Source organism: Nonomuraea africana, from assembly GCF_014873535.1.
Lineage (GTDB): Bacteria > Actinomycetota > Actinomycetes > Streptosporangiales > Streptosporangiaceae > Nonomuraea > Nonomuraea africana.
On sequence record NZ_JADBEF010000001.1, the window covers coordinates 4904322 to 4930285 of the forward strand.

Here is a 25964-nt window from a genome sequence, read left to right on the forward strand (position 1 = left end):
ATGGGGACGGTAAGGCGTCACATCGATGTGAGGGTCAAGCCCGGGAGGAACCACATGCGGATCGGCGATCTGGTCCAGGAGACGGGGGTGAACCGGCGGCTGCTGCGCTACTACGAGGAGCAGGGCCTGCTCAGGCCGGTACGGCTGGCCAACGGCTACCGCCAGTACTCCGAAGCGGATGTCGCGACGGTACGTCACATCCGCACCCTGCTCGCCGCCGGGCTCTCGACCACGGTCATCGCCCAGTTCCTGCACTGCGTCCACGACAGGGACGGGCTGGCGGTGCCGACGGCCTGCCCGACCGTGCTCTCCAACCTGCGGCAGCAGCGCGCTCGCATGGCGGCGACGATCACCCAGCTCCAGACCTCCCAGCGCGAGCTGGACCAGATCCTGGCCACCGCCCTCGGCCACTCCGAGCAGGACTCGGACGGGCCCCCGCGATAGGGGGGACGCGCGGGTTGAGTGTCCGGGTCTCTGGCCGGGCCGCCGCGATCCTCGTGGATTTGCCGTTGACCGTCCCCGTCGTGCCGGCCGTCCCTCGATGTCCACCGCCGCCCCCCGCTCGCACGAATCGGCGGCACCAGGCGATCCCCCGTGCGGGGGATCGGCTCACACAGCAGCGGGAGTCGCGAGGCCCGGGTGGCTGACACGATCGTGGACATGACGAAACCTTCGACCGCCGCCTGGGCCGGCGCCACCTCCCTTGCTCCTTACGCCGTGATGAAGACCTACTGGGCGTTCGGCGGGAGCGCGGGCAAGCCCGCCGGTGACCTCGCCGTCCAACTCGAGGCGAACGGCGCGCCCGACGTGCTGGTGTGGATGGAACGGCACGGTCTCGATTTCACCGCCGTCGGGGCGCTGGTCGCGATGCTGTTCCTGGCCGCGCTGGTCATGTCCTGGGGAGCCAGGCTGCCGCGCTGGAGCCTGCTGGTGCCCGGCTGGGCGGGCGCGCTGACGTTGACACCGTACGGGCTCGGCACCATGATCGCCGCTCCGCTCGGCTTCACGGTGGGGGACGCCGAGGGCTGGTCGGCCTGGGTGGGGATCGTCGGCGGCCTGGCGTTCGCCGGACTGGGCATCGCGCTCGGCATCTGCACTCGGTCCTACCAGCGACGGACCAGCCCCGAGGCCAGGAACACGCGAAGGCCCGCGTCGCTGGTGTGAGACGCGCGCGGCGGCGCTCAGGTGAGGCGCCGGGGGGCGGCGGGGCGGGCGATCGAGCCCTCCGGTGAGAAGAACTGCTCGTCCACGTGGTCCAGCGCCAGGCATATCCGCAGCCGGAGGCCCGCCCTTGACCTTGCCCTCAGGGGCAAGGTTTATGGTTTCCGCAGGTGAATGCAGATGAAGATCAGTGAACTCGCACGCAAGGCGAAAGTGAGCACCAAGGCGGTTCGCTACTACGAATCGCTGGGACTGGTCACCCCGGTCAGGCTCGACAACGGCTATCGCGACTACTCGGCCGACGACCTCCGGCGGGTCCGCGAGATCCGCGCGCTCTCCCGGCTGGGCATCTCGGTGGACCGGACACGGCCGTTCCTGGAATGCCTGGACGTCGGTCATGAGCACGCCGATGACTGTCCCTCGTCGCTGGCCGGGTATCGCGCCGCGATCGACGAGCTGACCACGCGGATCGACGCCCTCACCGAGCGCAGGACCGAGCTGATCGCCCGGCTGCGAAGCGCCGCCGCCCGCAACTTCCCCCTCTCCCCGCGCGACCAGGAGCGAACAAAGATGACCAACCTCTACGAACTTCCCGCGGGCCTGCCCGTTCCCGAGGACGACGGCGCGGCCCGTCACCTGGCGGCGACGGCGGTGCCGGAGCTCACGCTGCCCAGCACCACCGGTGAAACGGTGCGACTCCATGACCTGGGAGAGGGCCGTCACGTCCTGTACGTCTTCCCGCTCATCGGCACCCCGGACGTCGACCTGCCCCGAGGCTGGGACGACATCCCGGGAGCGCGCGGTTGCACCCCCGAGGCCTGCGACTTCCGCGACCACTACGAGGACCTCACCGCCGCCGGAGCGGCCAGCGTGCACGGGATGTCCGTCCAGACCACCGACTACCTGCGAGGAGTCGTGGATCGGCTGCGGCTGCCCTACGCCATGCTCTCCGACACCGAGTTCCGGCTCGCCAAAGCACTCGAGCTGCCGACCTTCGAGGCCGGCGGAGAGCGCTTCTACCGGCGGCTCACGTTCGTCATCCGTGCAGGGAAGATCGAGCACGTCTTCTACCCGATCTTCCCACCGAACGAGCACGCCCAGCAGGTCCTCGCCTGGCTGAAGAGCAACCCCGCCTGACCGAGGTGCCTACCTGGCCGCCCCTCCCACACGGTCGGTCTCGCGCGTGTGGGCGATGAGGGTCAGGGCGGCGGCCAGGCAGGCCAGCGGTATCACCGGCAGGACGTAGCGGTGGTCGTAGTCGGCGGTCGCGGCCGGGATCACCAGCAAGGCGACGGCCATCAGCCAGGGCGGCAGCGCCGCGACGCCGGGTCCCGGTTCGCCTGGCCGCTGGACCCCTTGCCGGCGCAGCCGGACCCTGGCCACGAGCTCGGCCGCGATGCCGACGGCGCCAGCGAGCATCAGGGCGGCCAGAGCGGGGCCGGGCAGGTAGAAGCGAGCCTGGTAGGCCCGAACCCAGCGCGCGTAGGGCGGCACGACACGGGTCTGGCCGCCGGCTCCCCCATAGGCGTCCGCCAGCTGGGACTGGCCGACGGCGGCGGCGGTGTTGAGCGCCCCGCGGGCGCGTTTGGGGAAGTGGTACTTGGCCTCGGTCCAGGTGGTGGGGTACGGAGGGTGACCGGGGGCGAAGGCGCGCAGTGTGTCGCGAACGACCACCCGCAGGTAGTCGACGGGCTGGGCCTTGATCGCGGCCGAGGCGAACCGGCGGGCCAGCTCGTTGGAGCGCGGTCCGTAGATGCCGCCGACACGGCGGAAGGGCGACTCCTTCGAGAACATGGCCGCGTACACGGGCGAGGCGATCCGCCGGTCTTTCGGCGGCCGGCTGGGGCACAGCACGGCCAGGTCGGGGCTTGGCTTGATCCGTGCGCAGTCGGCGAAGGCGGCGGTACGCCCGTACAGCCAGACCGCGCCGTGCTTGTTGAAACCGAACTCGCCGTGGTGACTGTGGAACCACGTCATGTACGCGGTGACGGGCGCCAGGAACGCCACCGTCGCCACGGTGACACCCGCCCCCAGCCGGCGCCATTCCCCACCTCGTGCCATCCGCGGACGACCGGCGCTCCCCCCGGTCACTCCGATCACGACGATCCCGGCCACGATGACAGCGATCAGCGGGAGGCCGGCGGTCCTGGTCACCGCCGCGCATCCCACGAGGAGCCCGGACAGCCCGGCCGACCGCAGGGTCACGGGCCGCCGCCACAACAGCGCGGTCATCGCCGCCATGACGAGGAACCCGAACAGCTCGTCGGAGACCAGCAGATGCTCGAGCTGGAGGCGGTCGCCGTCGAACAGCGCCGGTGCCGCGGCCGCGCAGCCCAGGAGCTGGCAGCGCCGCAACCGGTGCGGCCACGCGGTCCGCGCCGCCCACCACACCAGGGCGTACACCATCACCCCGGTGAGCAGGCCCAGCAGCGCCTGGGCGGCCACCACCGCGGTGAAACTGTGGAACGGCCGCAGCAGCCACAACAGGAGGGGATACCCGCCGGGGTGGTGCGCCGCCGGGGTCAGCGTCAGCGCCGACCGCACGTAGACGACGGAGTCGCCGGTCCACAGCATCGAGGGATAACCCGCGCCGGCGACAGCTCGCAGTGCGATCGCCGCTGCCAGCACCACCCCGAACGGCGCGTGCCGCCAAGCCCGGCTGCCGCTGCCCACCTGCGCCGTCACCTGGCCGAGCCACCCTAGCCTCATCTCAGCAGCCCTCTTCGCTCCCCGTCTGTACGGCGGCCGCCCAGTCATCCGTTCAAGGTGACAGACCGGCATGCGCAGGTGAGCATGCCCCTCAGCGCTACGAGTGACGCCTGTCGGCGACGCCCGGCCTGACCTGCGGAACAATCCTTGACCTTCAGGAGGCGTTGGTGCGGAAGGCGGAGCGATAGGACTGCGGCGTGACGCCGGCCACTCGTTTGAACCGCTCCCTGAACGCGGTGGGCGAACCGAAACCGGCCTGTACGGCGATGCGCTCGACGCCGGCCGTCAACCGGGCGCATCGTCCGTAGAAACCGGCGCACGGCCAGGTCGGTGCCGGCTGATCATCTCCTTGCCGGCAGCTCGTGCGCTTACCCTCGCTTCCGCGGTGCCTCGTCGCCGGGGCCGATCTCGGCGTGTTCCTCGCCGTGACCGTGGCCGGCGTCCAGCGGGATCTTCTCCCCGCCGTACGCCTTCGACATCCGTCCACGCAGCTTGCCCAGCGGGGCGCGCATCCCCTTCGGCGGAATGCCCTCGGTGTCGGCGTCCACGTCCACCTGCCGGATCGCCTCCTTGCCGCGCATGTGCGCCTCGATGTCCTCCGCCGGCGGCGTGTGAACCTCGATGAACTCACCATGCGGCAGCCGCTTGATCACACCCGACTCCACACCGTGCCCGATCACCGCGGCGTCGGAACGCTGCAGGCCCAGGCAGATGCGGTAGGTGATCATGTAGGCGATCACCGGGCCCACCAGCACCAGCACCCGGCCGATGTAGGTCGTCCAGTTGAGACTGACCTGGAAGAAGGCCGAGATCTCGTCATTGGCGCCCAGCAGCCACAACACGCCGTAGAACGTGATGGCCGCCATACCGATCGAGGTGCGGTGCGGGTTGTTGCGGGGACGGTCGGCGACGTGGTGCTCGCGCGTGTCGCCGGTCACCCACCGCTCCATGAACGGATACAGCGCCAGGCCGGTCATGATGATGCCCATCGGCAACAGGGCCGGGATGATGACGCTCAGCGGCAGCGTGCCGAACTCGCTGGTGCCGAAGAGGTTGATCTCCCACGCCGGCATGAGCCGCAGCGAGCCCTCCAGGAAGCCCATGTAGAAGTCGGGCTGCGAACCCGCCGAGATGTCCGCGGGGGTGTAGGGACCGAACGCCCAGATCGGGTTGATCTGCGTGAACGTGGCCAACCCCGCGACCACCGCGAAGGTGAACATGAAGAACGCCCCGGCCTTGAGCATGAACGCCGGGTAGAACGGCGCACCGACCACGTTGTGGTTGTTGCGCCCCTTGCCCGGCATCTGCGTGTGCTTCTGCACCCACATCAGCACCAGGTGCGCCGAGATCAACGCCAGCAGAATGCCGGGAATCAGCAAGATGTGCAGCGAGTAGAACCGCGCGATGACGTATTCACCCGGGTACTCCCCGCCGAACAGGAAGAACGTGATGTACGTACCCACCAGCGGCAACGAGATCGCCACACCCTCGGTGATCCGCAACCCCGCACCCGACAGCAGGTCATCGGGCAGCGAGTACCCCGTCAGACCCTCGACCAGCGCCAGCGTCAGCAGCAGCACGCCGATCAGCCAGTTCAGCTCGCGCGGCTTACGGTATGCACCCGTGAAGAACACGCGGAGCATGTGCACCATCATGCCGGCGACGAACAACAGCGCGGCCCAGTGGTGGATCTGCCGCATCAGCAGACCACCTCGCACCTCGAAGCTGATCTCCAGCGTCGAGGCGTACGCCTCGGACATCATGACGCCCTTGAGCGGCTCGTAAGGACCGTCATAGATCACGTGCATCATGCTGGGCTTGAAGAAGAACGTCAGGAACGTCCCGCTCAGCAGCAGGATGATGAACGAGTAGAGCGCGATCTCACCGAGCAGGAACGACCAGTGGTCGGGGAAGATCTTGCGCAGGTTGCGCTTGAGGAAGGTCCCCGCGCCGATCCGGTCGTCGAGGTAACTGGACGGACCCGCGATGGCCTTGGGAACGGACTTGAGTTCGCTCACGCCGTACCTTCCTTCTTCCTGCTCTCGAGTCGCCTGGCGCGCCAGGACCGGCGGCCCACCCAGCCGCCCACAACGGCGCCGCACACGATCGCGAGCGTGTTGATCGTCCAGTGAACGGCGTCGGAACCGTAGCCATACCCGTTGCCGAACACGAGGACGGTCAGCACGACGGCGGCGAGGACGGCCGTGCCCACAGCCGCGGCCAAGCCGAACCCGACCGCGCGCACCAGCCGTATCCCCCGCGGTAGCGGCGGCGGCACGCGCACCGGGAACGACAGGCGGCCGACGACGGCCTCGGGCTGCTCCTCCACCGAGCCCAACGCGCGCTGCAGCGTCACATCCGATGCGGTCTCACTGAGGCAGATCCACTCGCCGTCCTGGATGAACACCGTCGAGCGAGCGGCTCCCGGCACGCTGAGGCGAAGGAACTCTTCCCCTTCAGGGAACCGGCGCACCTGGTAGCGCACGAAAGGCAGCTGCACGTCGAGCGCGTCGAGAAATTCGCTCAGCCGCTTCTCCGACTGGTCCATGCCGCACACCTCTCCCTACCTCCATGTTCGCCCAGATGCCTGAAATAAATGCAAATCGCCCGATAAATAACGATGCATGTTGCCCTATCGCGGTCCAGGTCGTAGGCACGCAGCATCCCGTACGTCAACTCAACGCTGCGCCGATGGCCGGGAGACTCGGCGACCCGGACCACGCGCCACCCCTCTCCAGACACAAGGCTCTGTTAGACGGCGGCCTGTTGCTCTATAAAGAGTAGTACTACAGCTTGTAGTGGAAGCGGAGGGCAACAGTGCGGGTGCTTGTGGTGGGGGCGGGGATCAGTGGGCTCGCGGCCGCGCGGGGGTTAGCCGCCGCAGGTCACGAGGTGGTGGTGCTGGAGCAGGCGCAGGGGCTGCGCCTCGGGGGTGGGGCCGTCACCCTGTGGTGCAACGGCACGGCGATCCTCGGGGACCTGGGTGTCGACCTGGAAGGGACGGGGCAGCGCCTGACGACGATGTGCCTGCGGACCGCGAGCGGCCGCCAGGTGCTGGAGTTCGATCTGGAAGCGCTGGCGGAACGGTTCGGGTCGGCGGCGCGGGTGATCCCGCGCGGGTCGCTGATCAACCTCCTGGAGAGCGGGCTGCCGGAGGGGACCGTACGGTTCGGCACGCGGGTCGCGGAGCTGCGGACCGACGGTGACGGCGTACGGGTGCGGACGGAGACAGGTCAGGAGTACGGCGGCGACTTCCTGGTGGGCGCCGACGGTGTGCACTCGCGGGTGCGCGCCCTCGTCCTGGGCGGTGGCCCGGCGGCGCTGACCGGTGGGGCGATCTGGCAGGGCCTGACGCCGGCCCCGTTCGACCCCGGGTCGACCACGACGTTGATGGTCGGCCGGCAGGGCGACTTCGGGTACATGGGCGCCGGCGACGGGCTCATGCAGTGGTTCTTCGACGTGCCGTGGTCGCCGGGCGCGCCACCGGAGGACAAGCCGCTGGAGATGCTGCGGCGGCGGTTCACGGGGTGGGGCGCGCCGGTCGAGCAGGTCCTGGCGTCGCTGGGGGACGGCGACGCCGAACTGTTCCCGCACACCCGGCACAAGGTGCCGCGCCACTGGGGTGACGGGCGGTGCGTGTTGCTCGGGGACGCGGCGCACGGGATGCCTCCCGTGGGGGCGCAGGGCACGAACCAGGCGCTCGAGGATGTGGCGACGCTGGTGGAGTGCCTGGACGCCGTACCCGATCCGGCCGCGGTCGTAGGCGTGTACTCGTCCAGGCGGAGGCGGCAGGCGGCCCTGGCCTCCATGATCGCCTCGCACAGTCTCGCGGTGTCCGGCCCGAGGACGTTGATGCAGAGCGAGTACCTCATGCGCATGAACGCTTCCGTGCCGCCGCGCCTGGCCACGCGCGGGTTCGGCGGCCTGCTGCGTACCCTCAGCAACCGGATCTGACACCAGCGGCCGGCTCGCGGCGCCTCCGCGTCGCGAGGTACGGCACAATGCCCGCCGATGACCAGCGCATCCCCTTCCCCACCGCGGGTATCTCATCTCCGCAGCTCGGACTTGCGGATCTTGCCGGACGAGGTGCGCGGCAGGTCGTCCACCACCTCGAAGTAGCGGGGGATCTTGTACTTGGCCAGCCGTCCGCGCAGGAAGTCGCCGAGCTCGGCGGCGGTGACCTCGCCGCCCTGGCGCGGCACGACGAAGGCGCGGCCCACCTCGCCCCACGTGGCGTCGGGTACCCCGATCACGGCGACCTCCGCCACGGCGGGGTGCTCGAACAGCACGGCCTCGACCTCGGCCGGGTAGACGTTCTCCCCGCCAGAGATGTACATGTCCTTGACCCGGTCGACGATGTGGAGGTGTCCCTCCTCGTCGACGGTGGCGACGTCGCCCGAGCGGAACCAGCCGCCCTCGGCGAAGGCCGCGGCGCTGGCCGCGGGGTCGCGCCAGTAGCCGGGGGTCACGTTCGGCCCCTTGACGAGCACCTCGCCCGGCTCGCCGGCCGCCACGTCCGTGAGATCGGGACGGACCACCCGCACGTTGGCGAAGAACACCGGCACCCCGGCCGAGCCGACCTTCCTGACACTCTCGCCGGCCTCGAGGAAGGTCGCGCCCGGTGCGGTCTCGGTGAGCCCGTACCCCTGGCAGAACACCAGCCCCCGCTCCTGATAGGTGCGGATCAGCGCGGCCGGGATCGCCGCTCCCCCCGACATCAGGTTGCGCAGCGAGGACAGGTCGGCCCCGGCCCACCGCGGCGACCTGGCGAACGCCGCGAACATGGTGGTGACGCCGAACATCCAGGTGACGCGATGCCTCTCGATGAGGTCGTAGCACTCGTCCACGTCCCACGACGGCATGATCACTGAGCGGCCGCCCTTGAGAAAGGTCGGCAGCAACGTCTGGTTCAGCGCCGCCACGTGGAAGAGCGGGGCGCTGACCAGTGTCACCTCGTCGCCGGCCACATCGACGCCGATCAGAATGTTGAAGCTGTTCCAGACGAGGTTGCCATGGGTGAGCATCGCCCCCTTGGGACGTCCGGTGGTGCCGGAGGTGTAGAGGATGAGCGCGACGTCGTCCAGCGCCACGGGCACGTCGATCGGTGTGGGGTCGCCCTCCGAGATCCACCTCTCGTACTCCGCCGAGCCGAGCGTCACGGGCGGGGTGCCGGGCAGCGCTCCGACCACCCCGGCGCACTGCGGCGCGTAGATCAGCACCGAGGCGCCGGACTGGGCCAGCATGTACTCGATCTCGGGCGCCGCGAGCCTGAAGTTGAGCGGCACGAAGATCCCGCCGAGCACGTGGGTGGCGAACATGCTCTCGGCGAAGGCGGGATGGTTGGGGCCGAGGTAGGCGACCCGGTCACCGGCCCGCACCCCGGCCTCGCGCAACCGCGAGGCGAGCCTCGTGGTGCGCTCGTGGACCTCCGCGTAGGTGAAGGACCGCTCGCCGAAGACGAAAGCGGTACGGCCGGGCGTCATCTGGGCTCGGCGGGCCGGCCACCCGCCCACTCCTGCGTTACGCATCGGGTACGAGCTCTCCCATCAGGTCGGCGCGGCTGGTCTCCTTCAACGCCAGCATGCAGGCCACGGTCAGCAGGCAGAAGCCGGCGATGACCGCGGAGACCACGATCGTCGAGCCGCCCGAGGCCTGGATCTGGGCGAAGACAGGGGCGCCAGGCCGGCGCCGAGTCCGGCGATCTGGTAGCCGAGCGAGGCGCCCGTGTAGCGGCTGCGGGTGCTGAAGAGCTCCGCGTACAGCGCGGCGAGCGGGCCGTACATCATCGGGTGGAGCACTGACTGGCCGAGGACGAGTGTGAGCGTGAGCACGGCCACGTTCCCCGTGCCGACCATGGGGAAGATGGCGAAGGCGAACACCGCCATGAGCAGTGCTCCGGTGAGCACGATCGGGCGGCGTCCGACGCGGTCCGAGAGCGCGGACCAGCCGACGATGCTGAGCACGGCCAGCGCGGAGGCGAGTGTCAGGCTGTTCAGGACGTCCTGCCTGGCGAAACCGGTCTGCACGCCGTACGAGATGAGGAAGGTGGTCAGCGTTCCCTGCGCGACGAAGGCCGACATGCCGACGCCTGCGGCGAGCAGGAGCGTCCTGGGATGGTTGCGCAGCACGTCGACCAGCGGCGCGGTGCGGGGCGCGTCCTGGCTCCTGGCGGCGTTGAACACCGGGGTCTCCTCGACGCGCATGCGCACGAACAGTCCGAGGCCGAGCAGGAGGATGCTGATCAGGAACGGCACGCGCCAGCCCCAGCTCAGAAACGCCTCCTCGCCCACGGCGGCCGCGGTGCCGGTGAGCGCGGCGGTCGAGAGGACCATGCCGAACGGCGCTCCGGCGTTGGTGAAGCTGGCCCACAGGCCGCGGCGCCCGGTCGCGTGCTCGGCGGACATCAGGACGGCGCCGCCCCATTCGCCGCCGACCGCGATGCCCTGGAGGACGCGGAGCAGGACGAGCATGACCGGTGCGACGGTGCCGATCTGCGCGTAGGTGGGGAGCAGTCCGATGAGGAAGCTGGCGACGCCCATCAGGATCATCGTCAGCACCAGCATCTGCTTACGGCCCAGCCGGTCGCCGAAGTGGCCGAAGACGATGCCGCCGATCGGCCTGGCGAGGTAGCCGGTGGCGAAGGTGCCGAAGCTGGCGACCGTCGCGACCAGCGGGCTGAGGTTGGAGAAGAAGACCTTGTTGAACACCACCGCCGAGGCGGTGGCGTACAGCAGGAAGTCGTAGTACTCGATGACGCTGCCGAGGAAGCTGGAGGCCACCGCTCGACGGAGTTGGACCGGGCTGGAACCGCTGGGGGGCGAGATCGGCATGGTGGGGGGTCCACTTCTTCAGGCGTAGTGCCGGTAGACGGCCTGGGCAACGCAGGCGGGCTTGTCGGCGCCGTCGATCTCGACGACGAAGTCGAGCAGCATCTGGACGCCGTCTCCGGCGACCTCGGTGACCGACCCGACCTTGCCGGCCAGGCGGATCTTGCTGCCGACCCGGACCGGGCTGGGGAAGCGGACCTTCTCCAGCCCGTAGTTGACGCTCATCGTCACGCCCCGGATCTCCAGCAGCTCGGTGAAGAGCGGGATGAGCAGGGAGAGCGTCAGGTAGCCGTGGGCGATCGTGCCACCGAACGGGCCGTCCTTCGCCCTGTCGGGGTCGACGTGGATCCACTGGTGGTCGTCGGTGGCCTCGGCGAAGGTGTCCACCCTGTCCTGGGCCACCTCCATCCATCCGCTGCGGCCCAGGTCCCGGCCGGCCAGCAACTTGATCTCCTCGAGCCCGGTCACCGTGATGGTCATGCTTTCCTCCAGAGCAGAGCTGCGGCGTTGTCCTTCAGGATCTTGGAACGGACCTCCGGCTTGATCTCGAGCCGGTCGAAGTCGGCCAGCCAGCGGTCCGGGGTGATGACCGGGTAGTAGGAGCCGAAGAGCACCTTGTCCTTCAGCAGGGTGTTGGCGTAGCGGACGAGCTGCGGCGGGAAGTACTTCGGCGACCAGCCGGACAGGTCGATGTAGACGTACGGCTTGTGCGTGGCGACCGCGAGCGCCTCGTCCTGCCAGGGGAAGGACGGATGGGCCAGGATGATCCGCAGCTGCGGGAAGTCCACGGCGACGTCGTCGACCAGCATGGGGTTGGAGTGCTTCAGCCGGATCCCGCCGCCGCCCGGCACGCCGGCCCCGATGCCGGTCTGCCCGGTGTGGAACAGGGCGATCGCGCCGAGCTCCTCGATGACCTCGTACAGCGGGTAGGCCATCGGGTCATTGGGCGCGAAGCCCTGGATGCTGGGGTGGAACTTGAAGCCGCGCACGCCGTACTCCTCGACGAGCCTGCGCGCCTCGCGCGCGCCCGCCCGGCCCTTCCACGGGTCCACGCTGGCGAACGGGATCAGCACGTCGGCGTGTTCGGCGCAGCTCTCGGCGATCTCCTCGTTGGAGATGCGGGGGTGGCCGGTGGCGTGCTCGGCGTCCACGGTGAAGACGACCGCGGCCATCCTGCGCTCGCGGTAGTAGGCGGCCATCTCGGGGATGGTCGGCCGGCGGTTCCCGTGCGACCCGAAGTACGCCTCCGAGGCGCCGAACAGCTCCGGACTGAGTGAGCCGTGCCCGTCCTTGGAGATCTCGGCGTGCGTGTGGACGTCGATCGCGACGAGGTCGGCGAGGTTCATTTCGCGATCCCGTAGGTCTCGGGCTCGGCGCCGACACCGGAGTGCCAGGAGGCGGCGATGGCGTCGGCGCTCCATCCGCCGTCGGCGAAGGCGACGGCCTTCTCGCTCGGATGCGACCACAACGCGAGCCGGTCGCCGCCGATGCCGATGGCCTGCCCGGTCACGTCGGCGGCGGCGTCGGAGGCGAGGAAGACGATGAGCGAGGCGACGTCCTCGACGCTGCCGAGGCCCTCGTCCTTGCGCAGCCAGTCGGGGTAGGGCTCCCCGGCCCGCAGGACCTCGGCGAACGCGGGAATCGTCATGGTCATCTCGGTGGCCGCGACCGGGACGACGGCGTTCACCGTGACACCCGCTCTGGCCAGCTCCATCGCCCAGGTGCGGGCCATGGCGACGATGCCCGCCTTCGCCGCGGCGTAGTTGGTCTGGCCGAAGTTGCCGCGCTGGCCGGCCGGCGAGGAGATCAGGATCAGCCGCCCACCGCCGCCCTGCTCGCGCATGCGCACCGCCGCCGCGCGGGCGCAGCTGAAGGTGCCGCGCAGGTGCACGTCGAGCACCGCGTCGAAGTCCTCGTCGGACATCTTCCACAACACCCTGTCGCGCAGGATGCCGGCGTTGGTGACCATCACGTCGAGCCGGCCGAACTCCTTGACCGCGGTGTCGACCAGCCGCTCGGCGAGCTCGGTGGGACCCACCGCGCCGGCGACGGCGACGGCCCTGCCGCCCGCGGCCGTGATGCCGTCGCGGACCTCGGCGGCCGTCGCCCCGTTCACGTCGTTGACGACCACGGCCGCGCCGGCCGCGGCCAGCGCCTCGGCGTACGCACGCCCGAGGCCGCGGCCCGCACCGGTGACGACGGCCACCTTGGCTGACAAGTCCATAGATTTCACTCCTACGAAGTCGGGCAGTCTTGCGACCCTCGTCGTAGTTTTGCCGAATATTCGGCCGCCGTCTACCCTCTTCCTGTGACAGACGACCAGCCGCCCGCGCGCCCGCAGTCGCTGATGTTCAGCTTTCTCGGCATCTACGTGCTGGGCCGCGACACTGCCGTCTACTCCGGCAGCGTGATCGACGTCTTCGCCCGGCTGGGCCTGTCGGAGGAGGCGGTGCGCTCCACCCTCACGCGCATGGTCAAGCGCGGCCTGCTGGTCCGGCGCCGCCAGGGCCGCAAGATGTACTTCGGCCTCACCGAGCACGCCGCCGAGGTACTGGAGGACGGGCGCAGGCGGGTGTGGGAGACCGGGGCGGTCAACCACGACTGGGACGGCACCTGGACCCTGGTCGGCTTCTCGCTGCCCGACAGCCGCCGCAGCACCAGGCACGACCTGCGCTCCCAGCTCCTGTGGGCCGGGTTCGGCCTGCTGCAGAGCGGCCTGTGGGTCGCTCCCGGCACCAAGGACGTCACGGCCATGCTCGCCCAGCTCGACCTCGGCGACCACGTCACCGTGCTGAGCGCGAGGGCGTTGTCGCCGACCGAATCGGCCGACCTGGTGAGAAAGGCCTTCGACACCGAGCAGATCGCCGAGCGCTACCAGGTCTTCCTCGATCGCTGGGACACCCCTCGGCCGCTCCCGGCGGCGGCCGACGACCTCGCGCGGCAGCTGCTCCTGCACCACGACTGGCTGCAGCTGGTCCGCCAGGATCCCCACCTGCCCGCCGAGCACCTGCCCGCCGACTGGCCGGCGATCAGGGCCGAGCACGTCTTCCGCACGCTGGCCAAGAAATACGAGGACGGTGCCGCGCAGCTGGCCGACACGGTGCTGGACGAGCTGCCCCTATCTCCGTGACGGGTTCCGCATGACCGGCCGTCCCGCGGCGGCCACCGACAGGGCGTCGAGAGTCACCTGACCATCGCTGACCGCGTATCCGGACCTGCGCACGTCGGCCAGGACCCGGCGCAGCGTGGCCGGATCGGTCATGGTCTTGGCGGTGTAGCGCCGCAATGGCTGGGCGAGAACCTCCTCCTGGACCTGCGCGGGCGCGCGGGCCGGCAGGGCCAGGCCGACGCCCGTGGCGTGCAGCGCGAAACGACCGCCGACGCGGTTCCACACGGGCACGGCCCGCAGCGAACGCCTCCAGCAGGGCGAGCACCTTGGCGGTGACGGAACGGCCGCCCATGACCGGTCAGAGCTCCAGAACGAGCCGTGGTTGCGGACGAATGCAGTCATGGGCCAACTATCGGGACGCCGCCGGGGCCCGCCCAGCCGGGTTTTCACTGGGTGAAAGACGGAAGGCGTGTACGGCCAGCCCACCGAGCACGAGAACACCGGAGACCAGCGCGAACAGCTGCCCCGGGCCCCAGCCCGCGTCGAGCAGCCGACCGGCCACGACCGGTGAGATGATCGCGCCGATGCGGCCGATGCCGATCCCCCAGCCGACCCCGGTGGCGCGGACCGGCGCGTCGTAGATCGCCGGGGTCAGCGCGTACAGGCCGGCGACGCAACCGTTGACGAACAGGCCGATCAGGGCGCCGAGCGCGAAGGCCGCCGCGAGCGCCGAGGTGGCCGGGACGAACGCCAGGAGCAGGGCGGCCGTCACAACCGTGTACGCGACCAGGACCCGCTTGAGCGCGAACCGGGCCGCCAGCAGCCCGATCAGCGTGGAGCCGAAGATCCCGCCGAGATTGAGCAGCACCCCGCCGGTGATTCCCTGGTCGGCCGCCAGCCCGGCCTGCACGAGGAGCTTCGGCGTCCAGGTCGTGACGAAGTAGAAGGCGAACATGAGCATGAAGAAACCCGCCCAGGTGAGCAGGGTGTTGCGCCGCAGGCCGGGGGCGAGGATCTGCCTGACCTTGCCCGCCGGAGCGGGAACGACCTCCGGCATGGCCTCGACCTGTGGGTGCTTCATCGCGGCCAGCGACCTGTTGAGCCGCTCGAGTGATCGCTGGGTGAGCAGGAAGTCCAGCGACTCGGGCAGCCGCCACAGCACCGCCGGGATGAGCAGAGCCGTCGCGGCGGCGCCGAGGGCGAACACCGCACGCCAGCCCGAGGTGCTCTGCAGGACGGCCGCCACGATGCCGCCGCCCGTGGCGCCGATCGCGTATCCCGTCGAGTTCAGGCTGACGGCGAGGCTGCGCCAGCGGCGGTTGGCGTACTCGGCGCTGATCACGTTGCTGCCGGCCAGGATGCCGCCGATGCCGACGCCGGTGAGCACGCGCGTCAGCCCGAGCTGCACCGCGCTCTGGCTGAGCGCCGACAGGCCCATGCCGGTCGTGGCCAGCACGAGACAGAGCAGGATCATCGCGCGGCGGCCGACCTTGTCGGCGAACGGCGCGAGGAACAGCGAGCCCAGCGCCATCCCGACCAGCCCCGCGCTCAGCAGCAGGCCGAGCTCGGTGCCGGTCAGCCGCCATTCGGCCGACACGCCCGTCGCGGTGAAGGCCATCACCAGCACGTCGTAGCCGTCGAGGACGTTGAGCAGGACGCAGACCGCGATGGCGGACCACTGGAAGCGCGACATCGGGGCCGCGTCGATGCGCTCTCGAAGGTTGACACCCATGTCAGAACCCCATTCTGGGGGATGAGCTGCCAAGAATGCGGTTCGTCGGTCCACTTCACCAGGGCCTTTCCATTCAATGAGGCCTCGACCATCATGTGCGGATCGGGGTGCGCATGTGGGAGCTGGCCCAACGCGCCTCGCCGCCGCTGGGCCTGCGAGAGGCGGCCATGCCGTACATGGAGGACCTGCAGACCGTGGTCGGGCAGTCCACCCAGCTCGGCCTCGCTTGGGGATTCGATATCTCAGTCGGCTCCGGGCCGCGGGGATTCCCAAGCCTCACACGTGGGTGGGGCGCTCTCCTCCGGAAACAGGCGAAATTGCCGGGATCATCCCATATGCCCTCTTTGTCTGCATATGCGAATGTGCCCGCGAGGCCCGGGTAGCGGCAGGCGGATGCCGGAAACAAGCAACCTCTGGGAGGGCATCGATGGGCGAGTATCCAGCCGAAACAGGGACCCCTCCACCCTACGGCCAAGAACCGCAAGGGACCACGCAGCAGGCCCAGGCCGCCGCGGGACAGGTCGCCGAGACCGCCAAAGAGCAGACGAAGGCGGTGGCGGGAGAGGCCAGAGACCAGACGCGCCGTGTGGCCGAGCAGCTTCGGGAGCGCGCACGTGAGCAGGCACAGCACCAAAGTGAGCGGGCCGCCCAGGGGATCCGCCAGTGGGCGGACGACCTGGCAGCCATGAACGACACGGCCAAGCCCGACTCCCCGGTCACGGCAGTCGTGCGGCAGGTCGCCGACGGAGGACGGCGGGCGGCCGACTACCTCGACCAGAACGGCCTGGCCGGCCTGGTGGAAGAGGTACAGAACTTCGCACGCCGCCGGCCTGCGGCATTCCTGGCCGGTGCGCTGGCGGCGGGGTTCCTCGTCGGCAGAATCGCCAAGGCGGCGAGCGGCACCGACAGCACCACCACGCCCACCACGCCCACCACGCCCACCGAGCCGGTGGACGCGGCCCAACCGGTTCGACCGCAGCAACAGGTCCAACCGCAGGCGACTCCGCCGCAGCAGGTACCGGCACCTCCCGCCACTCCGCCGCCGCCGACCTGGGGCGGTGAGGTGCCATGACCACACCCAGCCAACCGGAGCAGCCATCACTGGGGCAGTTGGTCGGCGAGATCGGCGAGGACCTGTCCCAGCTGTTCCGCCAGGAAGTGGAGCTGGCCAAAGCCGAGATTCGGCAGGAGGCGGCCAAGGCCGGCAAGGCGGCCGGGTTGCTGGGCGGCGCGGGGTTCGCCGGTTACATGGTCGCCCTGCTCGTGACGCTGGCCGTCATGTTCGGCCTGGGCAGCCTCATGCACCTGGGCTGGGCTGCGCTGATCGTCGCCGCGGTGTGGGCAGTCATCGGCGCAGTGCTCTTCGTGACCGGACGAGCCCGGTTGCGGCAGGTGTCGCCGAAACCGGAGCAGACAATCGACACCCTCAAGGAGGACGCGCGATGGGCACGCGACCTGAAGAAATAAGAGACGAGATCGCCCGTACCAGGGCGGAACTGGCCACCGACGTCGACCGGTTCACCGACAAGACGAGCCCGTCGCGGATCGTGCAACGCCGTACCGACCGGATGCGCCGGGCGGCCCGCACCATGCGAGAGCGGATCATGGGCACTCCTACCCAGGCCGTCGGCCGAGTCCAGCAGCGGACCGGCGACGTCGGCGACAGAGCACGCCAGGGCACCGCGCAAGCCACCGAGACACTCACGCACGGCGCTCAGCAGGCGGCGGACACCGTCAGGCAGGGGGCCCAACAGGCCACCGAAGCGGTGAAGGCGGCGCCACAACAGGCGATGCGCAGCACGGAGGGCAACCCGCTCGCGGCGGGGCTGATCGCTTTCGGCGCCGGACTCCTCGCGGCCGCCCTCATTCCCAAGACGGAGACCGAACAGCGGGCCGCCGAGCAGCTCAGGGAGCAGGCCGGCGAGGCGTTCCAGCCGATCAGCCAAGCGGTACAGGAATCGGCTCAGCACCTTGGCGAGGAGGCCAAGGACGCCGCTCAGCAGGCCGTCCAGCAGGTCAGGGAGACCGCCACGGACGCGGCCACGACGACGGGCGAACAGGCCCGCGATCAAGCCCAGCAGGTCACCGGCCAGAACCGTCCCACCGGCCCCTCCTAACCACATGTCCCGCTGCCGCCGAACAGACGGCGGCGGGCCCCATCTCTGTGAATCACGCCGTCGGCGGTACCCGCGAACCGGCAGTCTTGGGCGCGAAACTCCGTAGCGGTTCCGATGAGGTCGTCGATAGCCTGCCGGTCGTGGACCACGTCCTGACGACAGAGCGCCTGATCCTGCGCCCGGTGACCGTACACGACCATGCCGAACTGATGGCGCACTGGACCGGCGCGGACGTGCGACGGTTCCTCTTCGATGGAGCGGTCCTGTCTCCGGCGGAGATCACCGGGGCCATCGAGGACAGCGTGCGGGACTTCGCCGCGGGTGGCTACGGTCTCTGGCTGATCCGGGGAAAGGAAGCGGCCGATCTGGTCGGCGCGGCCGGGCTGCGGCCGCTGGAGCAGCTCGGGCTCGAGGTCTTCTACAGCCTGGAGCCAGGTGCGTGGGGCAAGGGGTATGCCACCGAGGCCGCCGGTGCGGTGGTGGAACACGCTCTCGGTCCCCTCGGCTTGCCCGAGGTGCTGGCTGAGGTCGACGAGGGCAACGCCGCGTCGGTTGCGGTCGTCGAGCGGCTCGGCATGGCCCCGTTCGCGGTGGTGCCCGGCCTGCTCGGCCCGATGACCCGTTACCGCAGGACACGCTGAACCACCCGCGAAAGTAAAGTCTGGATCGCCCGACAGCAGCTCAAGCAGGGGTTTCGGGCGATGACCTTGATGAACCCTTTGCGTTTCATGTACCCATTACGTAGTTTGAGGGACTCAGGCGTCACGCCCCGCGTGGCGCCTCCATCTTGCCGAGACCGCGCGACACCCTTGGACGATCTCTTCCTCCAAGTACGGCGCGGCCGCCGAGTCCGCGATCCAGCGGAGCCGGGGACCCATCTTTCTGGGGTGAATCGAGCACCACGCTCGTAGGGCACTTCCACGCCCGAACCCGTCAGCTAACCCGGTAGGCGGTATGGAAGCAGAGGAGCACAACCCCCGCATGTCCAAGCAGTCCCCCATGCTCAACCGCCTGTCACGCCTCGTCCTCGGAGCGAGCGTGCTCGCCGGTGGAGTTCTCGCCGGCTCCCCCGCCTTCGCCGACGGTCACCACTCCGTCTCGCTGCCCAAGAAGACCTCCCTCGAGATCGCCGCGGAGAAGCTGCCCAAGGTGAAGGCCGAAGACCTGCTGAGGGTGGCCGAGCAGAAGATCGGTGTCGCGGAGAACGCCAGCGGCGGCGGCACCGAGTTCCACAACTGGTACATGAGCAGCCCCCGGGCCAAGGAGACCCTCGCCCGCGACGGCGGGAGCGTCAGGGCCTACGCCAACGCGCCCTGGTGCGCCATGTTCGTCTCCTGGGTCGGCGAGAAGGCCGGCATCCGGCCCCTGGTCGGCTGGGACGCCTACACCGTGACCTGGGCCAAGTGGTTCAAGGCCAACCAGCGCTGGGGCACCACCGCCAAGCCCGGCGCCGTCGTGTACTTCGCCTGGGACGACAGCAAGAACCTGAGCGCCATCGACCACATGGGCCTGGTGAAGAAGGACAACGGCGACGGCACGATCACCACGATCGAAGGCAACACCGGCAACGGCAAGGTGGAGCAGCGGATCAGGCCGAAGTCCGACGTCGTGGGCTACGGCTACCCCGTCTACGCCTGAGCCCCCCACGGGTTTTCCGTCAAGAGGGGCAACGTGCGGGAGGAGCACGCCTCCCGCACGTCCAAGGGTTACGAGAACATCACGCCGGCCTACGCCGAAACGCCGGCCACCGCGGACCAGGCGCTGGTGATCGCCCGGCAGGCACACCACCCACCAGGCCCTCCCACAGGGCGTGCCGTCCCAGCGGTTGTCCGGAGGCTTCGCGGCTGCTTAGCTGGATATGAGCAGCTTGCGGCCACGCTCTCGGGGGGCGACAGCTGCCGCCCCTCGGCCGCGCCCTGCGAGACCGCTGCCTCGCAGCACGACCGGCCCGGATCGGCCTCCTTCCCGTGGAGGCTGCGAGGTGGGCGGTTCCGCGCGCAGCCGTGCAGCAGGGGCACGTCCGCTCTAGGCGCGAGCAGCGGTGATGTCGGCTTCGATGTGAGTCACAGCCATCATGGCGCCGTAGGCGAACAGGAAGACGGTGCAGTGGTCGCTGAGGCGGCGGTCCGTGGCGCGCCAGGAGGAGACCTGGTCGTCGGTGATGGCCTCCGGCGCGAGGCCGGCCAGGATCGCCAGCCTCGCCCCCAACCGCTCCTCGTCGGAGGAGAGCGTGGACAGCGGCTTGTCCAGCCAGTCACCGACGGGCAGGCGGCGGCCGCGGTGGGTGGCGACCACGTCAGCGACGACGGCCGCGGCGGCGGGTGTGAGGAGGCCTGCTCCCTGGGCCGCGGTGGCTGCCAGGGTGGCATACGCCTGTCCGATCGGCAGATCGGCCGCCCACGCCGGGGGCTCTCCGGTGGGGAGGTCGTTCAGCAGGGACAAGGTGGTTCCCGGGCGCAGCTCCTGGTCGAGCTCGCGCAGGACCGGGGCGCCCTCGAACGGGGGCTCGTCGGCGGGATCCATGCTGCCAGGCGTCAGCCCGGCAGGGAGCATGGCGGCCGCCACCCGGTCGACGAAGTGCGTGAACAGCACCGTGCCGAGGTATTCGGCGGCCACCGGATCGGAGAACGGCGCCTCGACAGGTTCGACGCCTTGGACGCCGGTGGATGCCGCCCAGCGCAGCAGGCCCTCGAGCCTCGCGTCGGTGAGGGAGTCGCCGCGTTCGACGGCGTCCGCGAGCTCCGGCCTGCCGAGGAGCCGCAGCACCGACAGGAACGCCTGGATGTCGTACTCCAGCCCGTTGGCCTGCGCCGCCCCCAAGGCCACCAGTGCCTTGTCCAGCGCAGGGGTCGCGCCGGCGAGTTGCGCTTCGCGCATCAGCGACCAGCCGGCCGCCATGAGCTCCGGAGAGGGCGACATCATCATCACCGCAGGCCCGATGCTGCTGAACTCGGCATTGACCTGCGCATACACCTCGGCCAGCACGCCTCGGGCGCGCTGCGGGGAGACGGGGGTGACGTGACGGATGATTGACGACATTGACCATGCCCTTCGAGGTCGTGCGATGCGGAGTTCCGATCATCGCCGCCGGTCCATGGCATGTCGTCGTACCGTCGATGACACTGCGCGCTACTTCCGTGAGGGGGTCGGCTCGCACCTCTACGACAGACGAAGTACGTGGTGGCGGTGGCGGCGCCGATCCCGGTGCCGCCACCGCCACCTCACGATCCCAACCGGATCAGTCAGCCGCAGGTGACGCTGTACGAGACGGGTTCGGAAACCGCCGTGTTGGGCGTGACGACCTGGAGGTAGCCGGTCACCCTTCCTCCGGTGGACGCGATCGCGCGCCAGTCCTTCCACTCCACGGTCCTGGTGAGCGGGCCGCCCTCGGGGAAGGTGATCTGCTGGGTCGGGCTGCTGGTGTTGTTGTCGAAGCGCCAGGCGTACTCGACCGGCACCGAGGTCGGCGCGGACACCGTGATCGTCGCGGTGGCCTTCAGGTCGACGGGGCAGGCGCCGGTGTGGCTGGACGGCGTGATGGCCGGGTTCGTCACCGACACCACCTTCCCGGCAGTGTTCGGCGTGGGCGGTTTCCCGTTGCAGGTCAGGGAGTACTCGCCTGGCTCACCCTGAACCTTGGCGGGGCCGGTGACGTCCAGCCACACCTTGGCCGCGTGACTCCTGGAGGTCCTCCAGGTGTGTGTGGCACGCCGCGTTCCCGGCTCGGTGAACTGGAGCTTCTCCTCCTGCCAGAAACCGCCGTCGTCCCAGCGCCACCGGTAGGTCACGGTCAGCGGGTAGGTCAGGCCCTTGGTGGCGGTGACCATCGCCGCGGCGGTGAGCTGGTAGGGGTTGGCCGTCGTGCAGGCGCCCGGCTCGCCGCTCCACGTGGTGACGGCCGCCTTGGACACGGTGACCTGGCCGGGCTCGTCGGCCCTGCAGGTGACCGACCAGGTGATCGGCGCCGACTCCTTCCAGTGGCCGTAGTCGTCGCCGGTGGCGACGCCGAGGGCGGTCGATCCCGTTGTCGTGCCGTTCTCGACCCAGTCCCTGGTGTAGGTCCTGCTCCCCGAAATCCTCTCGGAGGTGACGCTCGTGCCGGGGTACCTCCAGTAGTGCCAGACCAGCACGGGCCCGCCCGTCACCGTGATCGTCGCCGTGGTCCGCACCGTCACGGGGCAGGCCCCGGTGTACGGCTGGGCGGGCGAGGCCACCCTGGTCTCGGAGAAGCTGATGTCGACACACGCGATCGTGAACTTCACCGGCTGGGTTCGCGCGTGGCCCGGCGAGGTGACCTCGACCCAGGCCGATCCGCCGCTCGTCCTGGCCGGGTCGGCGACCGGCCAGGTGAGGGTGAGATCCCTGGTGAGGTCATTGCCGGTGATCTCGATCGCCCCCGGGACCGTGGTCCCGTCGCTGCGGGTCCACCGGTAGGTGACCTTCGCCGGCTTCGACACCTCGAGGGTGGCGTGGAAGGTGAACTGCAGTGGCCTGGTGCAGGAGCCCTGGTAGCCGGCCGGGGTCACCCACGGGTTCGTCACCTTCGCGACGACCGGCGGCGGGGTCGGGTCGGCCGCGCAGGTGACGCGGTACGGGGCCCTGTTCGAGGTGCTCAGGACCCTGCCGTCCGGGCTCAGGATCTCGATCCAGCGGGTACCCGACTGGCTGGTCAGGTAGGCACGGCCGGAGGTGACCGTACGGGTGGCGGAGCCGGAGAACCAGAGCCGCTCGATGCCGAGCGCGCCGCCGTCGCTGTCCACCCAGCGGTAGGAGACGGCCGCGGGCACCCGGGAGACCTTGATCGTGCCGGTGAAGCGCAGCGTCCCGCCTCCGGCCGGGCACGTGCCGGAGTAGCCGTCGCCGGTCACCTCGGCCGACGCCGTGGGAGCCGGTCGCGCCTGTCCGGGCACCTCGGAGAGGCTGCCGTCGCGCGGGGCCGCTTCACAGGAGACCGAGAAGTGGGCGCGCTTGGAGAGCAGCTTCTTCGGGCTGAGCACCTGTACGGCCTGCCACCCCCGGGTGCTGCCGGAGAAGGAGCGCCGTTCCCGCAGCGTGACCCTCGCTCCCGCCCGGACGCTCTTCACGACGCTCTTGCTGCCGTCGCTGCGGATCCAGCGGTACGTCAGCCGGGCGGCCCCCTTGACCGTGACGGTCGCGGAGAACACCGTCGAGGCCGGGCACTGCCCGCCGTTGCGGACCGGGGAGGCCTTGACCGCGGCGATCCGGACAGTGGGGGCTGCCGCCGCGTTCGCGGGAGCGGCGAACACACCCGTCGACAGGCAGAGAGCGGCGGCGGCCGCCAGGGCGCGCCGCCACCATAGGTTCTTCCTCACGAAAACTCCATGTTCTAGCGATATAGCCGCACAGTCTGATCAACGCGACTTGCGGGCGAGTGGGAAGCGACTGCAATCGTCACCGCACGCCGTCCGCGCGCCCGGGATCACGCCGCGGCGCGCTCGCGCTGGAACGTGCGCACGCCGGCGACCGCGAGCGGGAGGAACAGCATGCTGAACACGCCGCCCACCACGTACGTCAGGTGGATCGGGATGAACATCATCGCGACGAAGGCGCCGAGGTAGACGGCGGTCAGCCACCAGCCGACCACACCGGCGCGGGCGAGCCCGGCACACAGCGCGAGCAGGCCCAGGAAGGCGAACATCTCGGTGCCGCTCCACAGGGGCATGAACGCCGACCCGTCCACGGTGTCCGAGATCCGTATCGCGACGTCACTCGGCAGCTGCTGCCCGACGACCATCCGCCACCAGTCGTCGCGGACGGCGCCGGAGACGTTCAGCAGCCCGAGTGCGGCGGCCAGCGCCCCGAACAGGGTCAGCCACCGGCCCTTTCGGCCGCGGACGAGCCCGGGCACGACCATCGCGCCCAGTGCGCCGGCGATCAGGCCGTAGTGCAGCAGGATCGCCGACAGCTCCGTCAGAAAACTGTCGCGGGCCAGCGAGGTGACGTAGTCCAGCGTCGAGTCGGAGTCCTGCGGCGGGCAGGTCATCATGCCGGCGAACATGAGCAGGGGGCCGGCGATCAGGGCGGCGCCGCCGGCGCGGCGCAGGAATCGGCTCGCTCTGTCGGCGGGCTCGGGGAGCACGTCGGTGGTGGCCGTCACGGGGTGGGCAGGGGCGGTCATGGCGTTCCTCCGGGGGTCGCATGTCGTTGGCGAAAGAACTCTCTCGCCGGGACGGCAGGCGGCGCGTCAGCCGTTGCGTACCGTGATGGCTCCACGCTTCGATGGACCGGCACTCCCGCGGGTCCGCCGTTCGAGGGATGTGGCACGCGACGGCGGTCCGCCATCCGGCGGACCCGGCAGGCACCGGGCCTCATTACCATCGGTAGCCATGACGATGACCCGGCTGAGGGACGCCCGCCTCGTTCCGCTGGTGTTCGGGCCACTGATCGGCATCCTGTCCGTCGTGGAGACGAGCCTCGACGACTTCTTCGGCGCCGGCGCCGCGGCCACCTCGATCTCGGGAATCGTCCTGGGTGTCGGTCTCGTGGTCTCCACCTGGTATCCGCTCGTCGGCGCGGTCATCGCGGCCGCCTGCTTCCCGGTCGGCGTGGTGGCGTTCGACGCGCCGGGCGCCGGCGGCGCGGCGATGATCGGCCTCATCGGGGCGATCGCCTGGGCCGGATGGCGGGAGCCGCCGCGGCGTTCGGCCATCGCGCTGTGCGTCGCGGCCGCGTCCTTCGCCGGCACGTCGGTCGTCGCTGGCGAGTCGTTGTGGGAGCTGTTCTTCGTGCCGGCCATCCTGCTGCCAGGCTGGTACATGGGGCTGCTCGCGCGGCGCAGCGGCGAACGGGCGGTGAAGCTGGCCGAACTGGCGGCGGCGCTCGACGCCGAGCGGGAGGCGAACGCCCAGGCCGCGGTCGCGCAGGAGCGCACGCGCATCGCACGGGAAGTGCACGACGCCGTCGCGCACTCGGTCAGCGTGATGACCCTGCAGCTGGGCGGCTTGCGCAGGCTGCTGGCCGATCGCCCCGCCGAGCAGGAGATCGCGGTCGGGCTGGAGCGGCTCGGCCGCCAGACGGTCGAGGAGATGCGCGGGCTGATCGGCATCCTGCGCGAGCGGGTCGACGGCGAACGGCCGACGCCGGTCCCGTCGCTGGCCCGGGTCGACGAGCTCATCTCCGACGTCCGCGCCGCCGGTCTGGTAGTGCACCTGGACTCCCCTGCCGACCTGCCGCGACTGCCGCCGGTACTGGACCTCACCGCCTACCGCGTGCTGCAGGAAGCGCTGACGAACGTGCTGCGGCACGCCGGTGCGGCCCCGACCGCGGTCGCCATCGGATACACCGAGCAGGCGCTGACCCTGGAGGTGCGCAACGAACCCGGACGGGTGGCGCGCGAATCCACCGCGGTGCCCGGGAAGCGCGGCGGCCACGGACTGATCGGCATGCGCGAACGGCTGGCGATGGTCCACGGCAGCCTGCACGCCGCCCCCGAACCGGACGGCGGTTTCGCGGTCCGTGCCCGATTCCCGCTCCCCCGAACACGGTAGGAACAACGACATGACGATCTCGGTGGCGCTCGTCGACGACGAGGCGATGATCCGGGTGGGCCTGCGGATGGTGCTCAGCGGCGAGCCCGACATCGAGGTCGTCGGCGAGGCGTCCGACGGCGTCGAGGCTCTCGGCCTCGTCGCGCGTACCCGGCCCGACGTCGTGCTGATCGACGTACGCATGCCGCGCATGGACGGCTTGGAAGCCTCGCGGCAGCTCGTACGCGAGCACCCGGAGAGCAAGGTCATCGTGCTGACCACGTTCGACGAGGACGAGCACGTCGCGGCCGCGCTACGCGCCGGAGTCAGCGGCTTCCTGCTGAAGGTGGCCCCGCCGGAGCATCTGGTCGAGGCGGTGCGCACGGTCGCGGCCGGCGGCGGTCTGCTGGACCCGGCGGTCACCCTGCGGGTGATCGCGGCTTTCGCCGGACAGCCGGATCCGGCCCGTGTGACGAGCGGGGCGGCCGAGCTGGAGTCGCTCACCAGCAGGGAGACCGACGTGCTGAAGCTACTGGCGCAGGGCCTGACGAACACCCAGATCGCCGCCCGGCTCTACCTGGGCGAGGCGACCGTCAAAACGCACCTGTCCAGGATCCTGATGAAGCTGAACGTGACCACCCGCGTCCAGGCGGTCGTCTTCGCCTACGAGAGCGGACTCGTCCGCCCCGGAGCAGGGCTCCAGGGCGGAGAGTGATCGTCGAGGAGGCCGTGTGCAGTGGATCCCAGACCCGAGCAGGAAGGCTGAGGGCAGCAAGAAATCGTCTTTCTGGCACATGGCGTCCGTCGGTCACGGGCCCCGGT

Annotated in this window: 26 protein-coding genes and 1 riboswitch; of the genes, 12 read left to right on the forward strand and 14 right to left on the reverse strand. The window is 70.1% G+C overall.

All coding sequences use genetic code 11. The features are described 5' to 3' along the window. The first annotated feature begins 54 nt into the window (after positions 1-54). From H4W81_RS23140 to H4W81_RS23150, 3 genes are all read left to right on the forward strand, one after another. Positions 55-444 (forward strand): MerR family transcriptional regulator, encoded by a 390-nt coding sequence (locus H4W81_RS23140; RefSeq protein ID WP_192776746.1) that lies wholly within the window; start codon positions 55-57, stop codon positions 442-444. A 216-nt stretch (positions 445-660) separates the two neighbouring features. Beyond that, entirely contained in the window at positions 661-1164 is a 504-nt protein-coding gene (locus H4W81_RS23145; protein WP_192776747.1) for a DUF3995 domain-containing protein, read from the forward strand. 177 nt (positions 1165-1341) lie between these two features. Further along, positions 1342-2298 (forward strand): MerR family transcriptional regulator, encoded by a 957-nt coding sequence (locus H4W81_RS23150; protein WP_192776748.1) that lies wholly within the window; start codon positions 1342-1344, stop codon positions 2296-2298. A gap of 9 nt (positions 2299-2307) precedes the next feature. Here the strand turns inward: H4W81_RS23150 and H4W81_RS23155 are convergent, their stop codons facing one another. The 4 genes from H4W81_RS23155 to H4W81_RS23170 form a co-directional block, all read right to left on the reverse strand. Beyond that, complete coding sequence (locus H4W81_RS23155) at positions 2308-3870, reverse strand: hypothetical protein (protein ID WP_192776749.1); 1563 nt, start codon at positions 3868-3870, stop codon at positions 2308-2310. Between the two features lie 154 nt (positions 3871-4024). Then, complete coding sequence (locus H4W81_RS23160; RefSeq protein ID WP_225958745.1) at positions 4025-4159, reverse strand: AraC family transcriptional regulator; 135 nt, start codon at positions 4157-4159, stop codon at positions 4025-4027. Positions 4160-4238: 79 nt separating this feature from the next. Next, entirely contained in the window at positions 4239-5888 is a 1650-nt protein-coding gene (qcrB, locus tag H4W81_RS23165) for a cytochrome bc1 complex cytochrome b subunit (protein ID WP_192776750.1), read from the reverse strand. Beyond that, complete coding sequence (locus tag H4W81_RS23170) at positions 5885-6418, reverse strand: hypothetical protein (protein ID WP_192776751.1); 534 nt, start codon at positions 6416-6418, stop codon at positions 5885-5887. The genes qcrB and H4W81_RS23170 overlap by 4 nt, the downstream gene beginning before the upstream one ends. A 269-nt stretch (positions 6419-6687) precedes the next feature. On the opposite strand from H4W81_RS23170, the gene H4W81_RS23175 reads away from it, so the two are divergent. Then, a complete protein-coding gene (locus H4W81_RS23175; RefSeq protein WP_192776752.1) occupies positions 6688-7824 on the forward strand; it encodes an FAD-dependent oxidoreductase in 1137 nt (378 codons plus the stop codon). A 92-nt stretch (positions 7825-7916) separates the two neighbouring features. Here H4W81_RS23175 and H4W81_RS23180 read toward each other — a convergent pair whose 3' ends face one another. From H4W81_RS23180 to H4W81_RS23200, 5 genes are all read right to left on the reverse strand, one after another. Further along, positions 7917-9398 carry an acyl-CoA synthetase gene (locus tag H4W81_RS23180; protein ID WP_192776753.1) on the reverse strand — a complete coding sequence of 494 codons (1482 nt, stop codon included), beginning with the start codon at positions 9396-9398 and terminating at the stop codon, positions 7917-7919. Between the two features lie 66 nt (positions 9399-9464). Further along, entirely contained in the window at positions 9465-10649 is a 1185-nt protein-coding gene (locus tag H4W81_RS23185; protein ID WP_318781902.1) for an MFS transporter, read from the reverse strand. A gap of 69 nt (positions 10650-10718) precedes the next feature. After that, positions 10719-11177, reverse strand: a complete 459-nt coding sequence (locus H4W81_RS23190) for a MaoC family dehydratase (RefSeq protein ID WP_192776754.1) — start codon at positions 11175-11177, stop codon at positions 10719-10721. Beyond that, positions 11174-12043, reverse strand: a complete 870-nt coding sequence (locus tag H4W81_RS23195) for an amidohydrolase family protein (RefSeq protein WP_192776755.1) — start codon at positions 12041-12043, stop codon at positions 11174-11176. The genes H4W81_RS23190 and H4W81_RS23195 overlap by 4 nt, the downstream gene beginning before the upstream one ends. Continuing rightward, positions 12040-12921 (reverse strand): SDR family NAD(P)-dependent oxidoreductase, encoded by an 882-nt coding sequence (locus H4W81_RS23200; protein ID WP_192776756.1) that lies wholly within the window; start codon positions 12919-12921, stop codon positions 12040-12042. The genes H4W81_RS23195 and H4W81_RS23200 overlap by 4 nt, the downstream gene beginning before the upstream one ends. Before the next feature lie 84 nt (positions 12922-13005). Here H4W81_RS23200 and H4W81_RS23205 point away from each other — a divergent pair, with 84 nt between their 5' ends. Beyond that, positions 13006-13827, forward strand: a complete 822-nt coding sequence (locus H4W81_RS23205) for a PaaX family transcriptional regulator (protein ID WP_318781903.1) — start codon at positions 13006-13008, stop codon at positions 13825-13827. Here the strand turns inward: H4W81_RS23205 and H4W81_RS23210 are convergent. After that, on the reverse strand, positions 13816-14097 hold the full coding sequence (locus H4W81_RS23210) for an IclR family transcriptional regulator domain-containing protein (RefSeq protein ID WP_318781904.1): 282 nt from the start codon (positions 14095-14097) through the stop codon (positions 13816-13818). The genes H4W81_RS23205 and H4W81_RS23210 overlap by 12 nt on opposite strands. 118 nt (positions 14098-14215) lie before the next feature. Then, positions 14216-15538, reverse strand: a complete 1323-nt coding sequence (locus H4W81_RS23215) for an MFS transporter (RefSeq protein WP_192776758.1) — start codon at positions 15536-15538, stop codon at positions 14216-14218. A gap of 427 nt (positions 15539-15965) precedes the next feature. On the opposite strand from H4W81_RS23215, the gene H4W81_RS23220 reads away from it, so the two are divergent. The 5 genes from H4W81_RS23220 to H4W81_RS23240 all read left to right on the forward strand — a co-directional run bounded on the left by H4W81_RS23220 (position 15966) and on the right by H4W81_RS23240 (position 19293). Then, complete coding sequence (locus tag H4W81_RS23220; protein ID WP_192776759.1) at positions 15966-16610, forward strand: ATP synthase subunit B family protein; 645 nt, start codon at positions 15966-15968, stop codon at positions 16608-16610. Beyond that, the gene (locus H4W81_RS23225; RefSeq protein WP_192776760.1) at positions 16607-17005 is read left to right on the forward strand and encodes a phage holin family protein; all 399 of its coding nucleotides are present in this window, start codon (positions 16607-16609) and stop codon (positions 17003-17005) included. The genes H4W81_RS23220 and H4W81_RS23225 overlap by 4 nt, the downstream gene beginning before the upstream one ends. Next, positions 16981-17655, forward strand: coding sequence for a DUF3618 domain-containing protein (locus tag H4W81_RS23230; RefSeq protein WP_192776761.1), 675 nt, complete (start codon positions 16981-16983; stop codon positions 17653-17655). Before H4W81_RS23225 ends, H4W81_RS23230 begins: the two co-directional genes overlap by 25 nt. A gap of 140 nt (positions 17656-17795) precedes the next feature. After that, positions 17796-18296 (forward strand): GNAT family N-acetyltransferase, encoded by a 501-nt coding sequence (locus H4W81_RS23235; protein WP_192776762.1) that lies wholly within the window; start codon positions 17796-17798, stop codon positions 18294-18296. Positions 18297-18487: 191 nt separating this feature from the next. Beyond that, a riboswitch (cyclic di-AMP (ydaO/yuaA leader) is annotated at positions 18488-18621 on the forward strand. Positions 18622-18636: 15 nt separating this feature from the next. Next, positions 18637-19293: a CHAP domain-containing protein gene (locus tag H4W81_RS23240; protein WP_192776763.1), complete on the forward strand. Its 657-nt coding sequence runs from the start codon at positions 18637-18639 to the stop codon at positions 19291-19293. 387 nt (positions 19294-19680) lie between these two features. Here the strand turns inward: H4W81_RS23240 and H4W81_RS23245 are convergent, their stop codons facing one another. The 3 genes from H4W81_RS23245 to H4W81_RS23255 all read right to left on the reverse strand — a co-directional run bounded on the left by H4W81_RS23245 (position 19681) and on the right by H4W81_RS23255 (position 23794). Then, positions 19681-20694, reverse strand: a complete 1014-nt coding sequence (locus H4W81_RS23245) for a carboxymuconolactone decarboxylase family protein (protein WP_192776764.1) — start codon at positions 20692-20694, stop codon at positions 19681-19683. Positions 20695-20897: 203 nt separating this feature from the next. Continuing rightward, positions 20898-22988 carry a hypothetical protein gene (locus tag H4W81_RS23250; protein WP_192776765.1) on the reverse strand — a complete coding sequence of 697 codons (2091 nt, stop codon included), beginning with the start codon at positions 22986-22988 and terminating at the stop codon, positions 20898-20900. Between the two features lie 107 nt (positions 22989-23095). Next, positions 23096-23794, reverse strand: a complete 699-nt coding sequence (locus H4W81_RS23255) for a hypothetical protein (RefSeq protein WP_192776766.1) — start codon at positions 23792-23794, stop codon at positions 23096-23098. Positions 23795-24002: 208 nt separating this feature from the next. On the opposite strand from H4W81_RS23255, the gene H4W81_RS23260 reads away from it, so the two are divergent. Both H4W81_RS23260 and H4W81_RS23265 read left to right on the forward strand, forming a co-directional pair. After that, positions 24003-25163, forward strand: coding sequence for a sensor histidine kinase (locus H4W81_RS23260; protein WP_192776767.1), 1161 nt, complete (start codon positions 24003-24005; stop codon positions 25161-25163). Positions 25164-25173: 10 nt separating this feature from the next. After that, positions 25174-25857, forward strand: coding sequence for a response regulator (locus tag H4W81_RS23265; RefSeq protein WP_192776768.1), 684 nt, complete (start codon positions 25174-25176; stop codon positions 25855-25857). The last annotated feature ends 107 nt before the right edge of the window (positions 25858-25964 follow it).

What these genes read in the sequence shown, in the direction of transcription:
- H4W81_RS23140 (WP_192776746.1), top strand. Translation starts at nt 55, where the DNA reads ATGCGGATCGGCGATCTGGTCCAGGAGACGGGGGTGAACCGGCGGCTG.
- H4W81_RS23145 (WP_192776747.1), top strand. Translation starts at nt 661, where the DNA reads ATGACGAAACCTTCGACCGCCGCCTGGGCCGGCGCCACCTCCCTTGCT.
- H4W81_RS23150 (WP_192776748.1), top strand. Translation starts at nt 1,342, where the DNA reads ATGAAGATCAGTGAACTCGCACGCAAGGCGAAAGTGAGCACCAAGGCG.
- H4W81_RS23155 (WP_192776749.1), bottom strand. Translation starts at nt 3,870, where the DNA reads ATGAGGCTAGGGTGGCTCGGCCAGGTGACGGCGCAGGTGGGCAGCGGC.
- H4W81_RS23170 (WP_192776751.1), bottom strand. Translation starts at nt 6,418, where the DNA reads ATGGACCAGTCGGAGAAGCGGCTGAGCGAATTTCTCGACGCGCTCGAC.
- H4W81_RS23180 (WP_192776753.1), bottom strand. Translation starts at nt 9,398, where the DNA reads ATGCGTAACGCAGGAGTGGGCGGGTGGCCGGCCCGCCGAGCCCAGATG.
- H4W81_RS23190 (WP_192776754.1), bottom strand. Translation starts at nt 11,177, where the DNA reads ATGACCATCACGGTGACCGGGCTCGAGGAGATCAAGTTGCTGGCCGGC.
- H4W81_RS23195 (WP_192776755.1), bottom strand. Translation starts at nt 12,043, where the DNA reads ATGAACCTCGCCGACCTCGTCGCGATCGACGTCCACACGCACGCCGAG.
- H4W81_RS23200 (WP_192776756.1), bottom strand. Translation starts at nt 12,921, where the DNA reads ATGGACTTGTCAGCCAAGGTGGCCGTCGTCACCGGTGCGGGCCGCGGC.
- H4W81_RS23215 (WP_192776758.1), bottom strand. Translation starts at nt 15,538, where the DNA reads ATGGGTGTCAACCTTCGAGAGCGCATCGACGCGGCCCCGATGTCGCGC.
- H4W81_RS23220 (WP_192776759.1), top strand. Translation starts at nt 15,966, where the DNA reads ATGGGCGAGTATCCAGCCGAAACAGGGACCCCTCCACCCTACGGCCAA.
- H4W81_RS23225 (WP_192776760.1), top strand. Translation starts at nt 16,607, where the DNA reads ATGACCACACCCAGCCAACCGGAGCAGCCATCACTGGGGCAGTTGGTC.
- H4W81_RS23230 (WP_192776761.1), top strand. Translation starts at nt 16,981, where the DNA reads ATGGGCACGCGACCTGAAGAAATAAGAGACGAGATCGCCCGTACCAGG.
- H4W81_RS23240 (WP_192776763.1), top strand. Translation starts at nt 18,637, where the DNA reads ATGTCCAAGCAGTCCCCCATGCTCAACCGCCTGTCACGCCTCGTCCTC.
- H4W81_RS23245 (WP_192776764.1), bottom strand. Translation starts at nt 20,694, where the DNA reads ATGTCGTCAATCATCCGTCACGTCACCCCCGTCTCCCCGCAGCGCGCC.
- H4W81_RS23255 (WP_192776766.1), bottom strand. Translation starts at nt 23,794, where the DNA reads ATGACCGCCCCTGCCCACCCCGTGACGGCCACCACCGACGTGCTCCCC.
- H4W81_RS23260 (WP_192776767.1), top strand. Translation starts at nt 24,003, where the DNA reads ATGACGATGACCCGGCTGAGGGACGCCCGCCTCGTTCCGCTGGTGTTC.
- H4W81_RS23265 (WP_192776768.1), top strand. Translation starts at nt 25,174, where the DNA reads ATGACGATCTCGGTGGCGCTCGTCGACGACGAGGCGATGATCCGGGTG.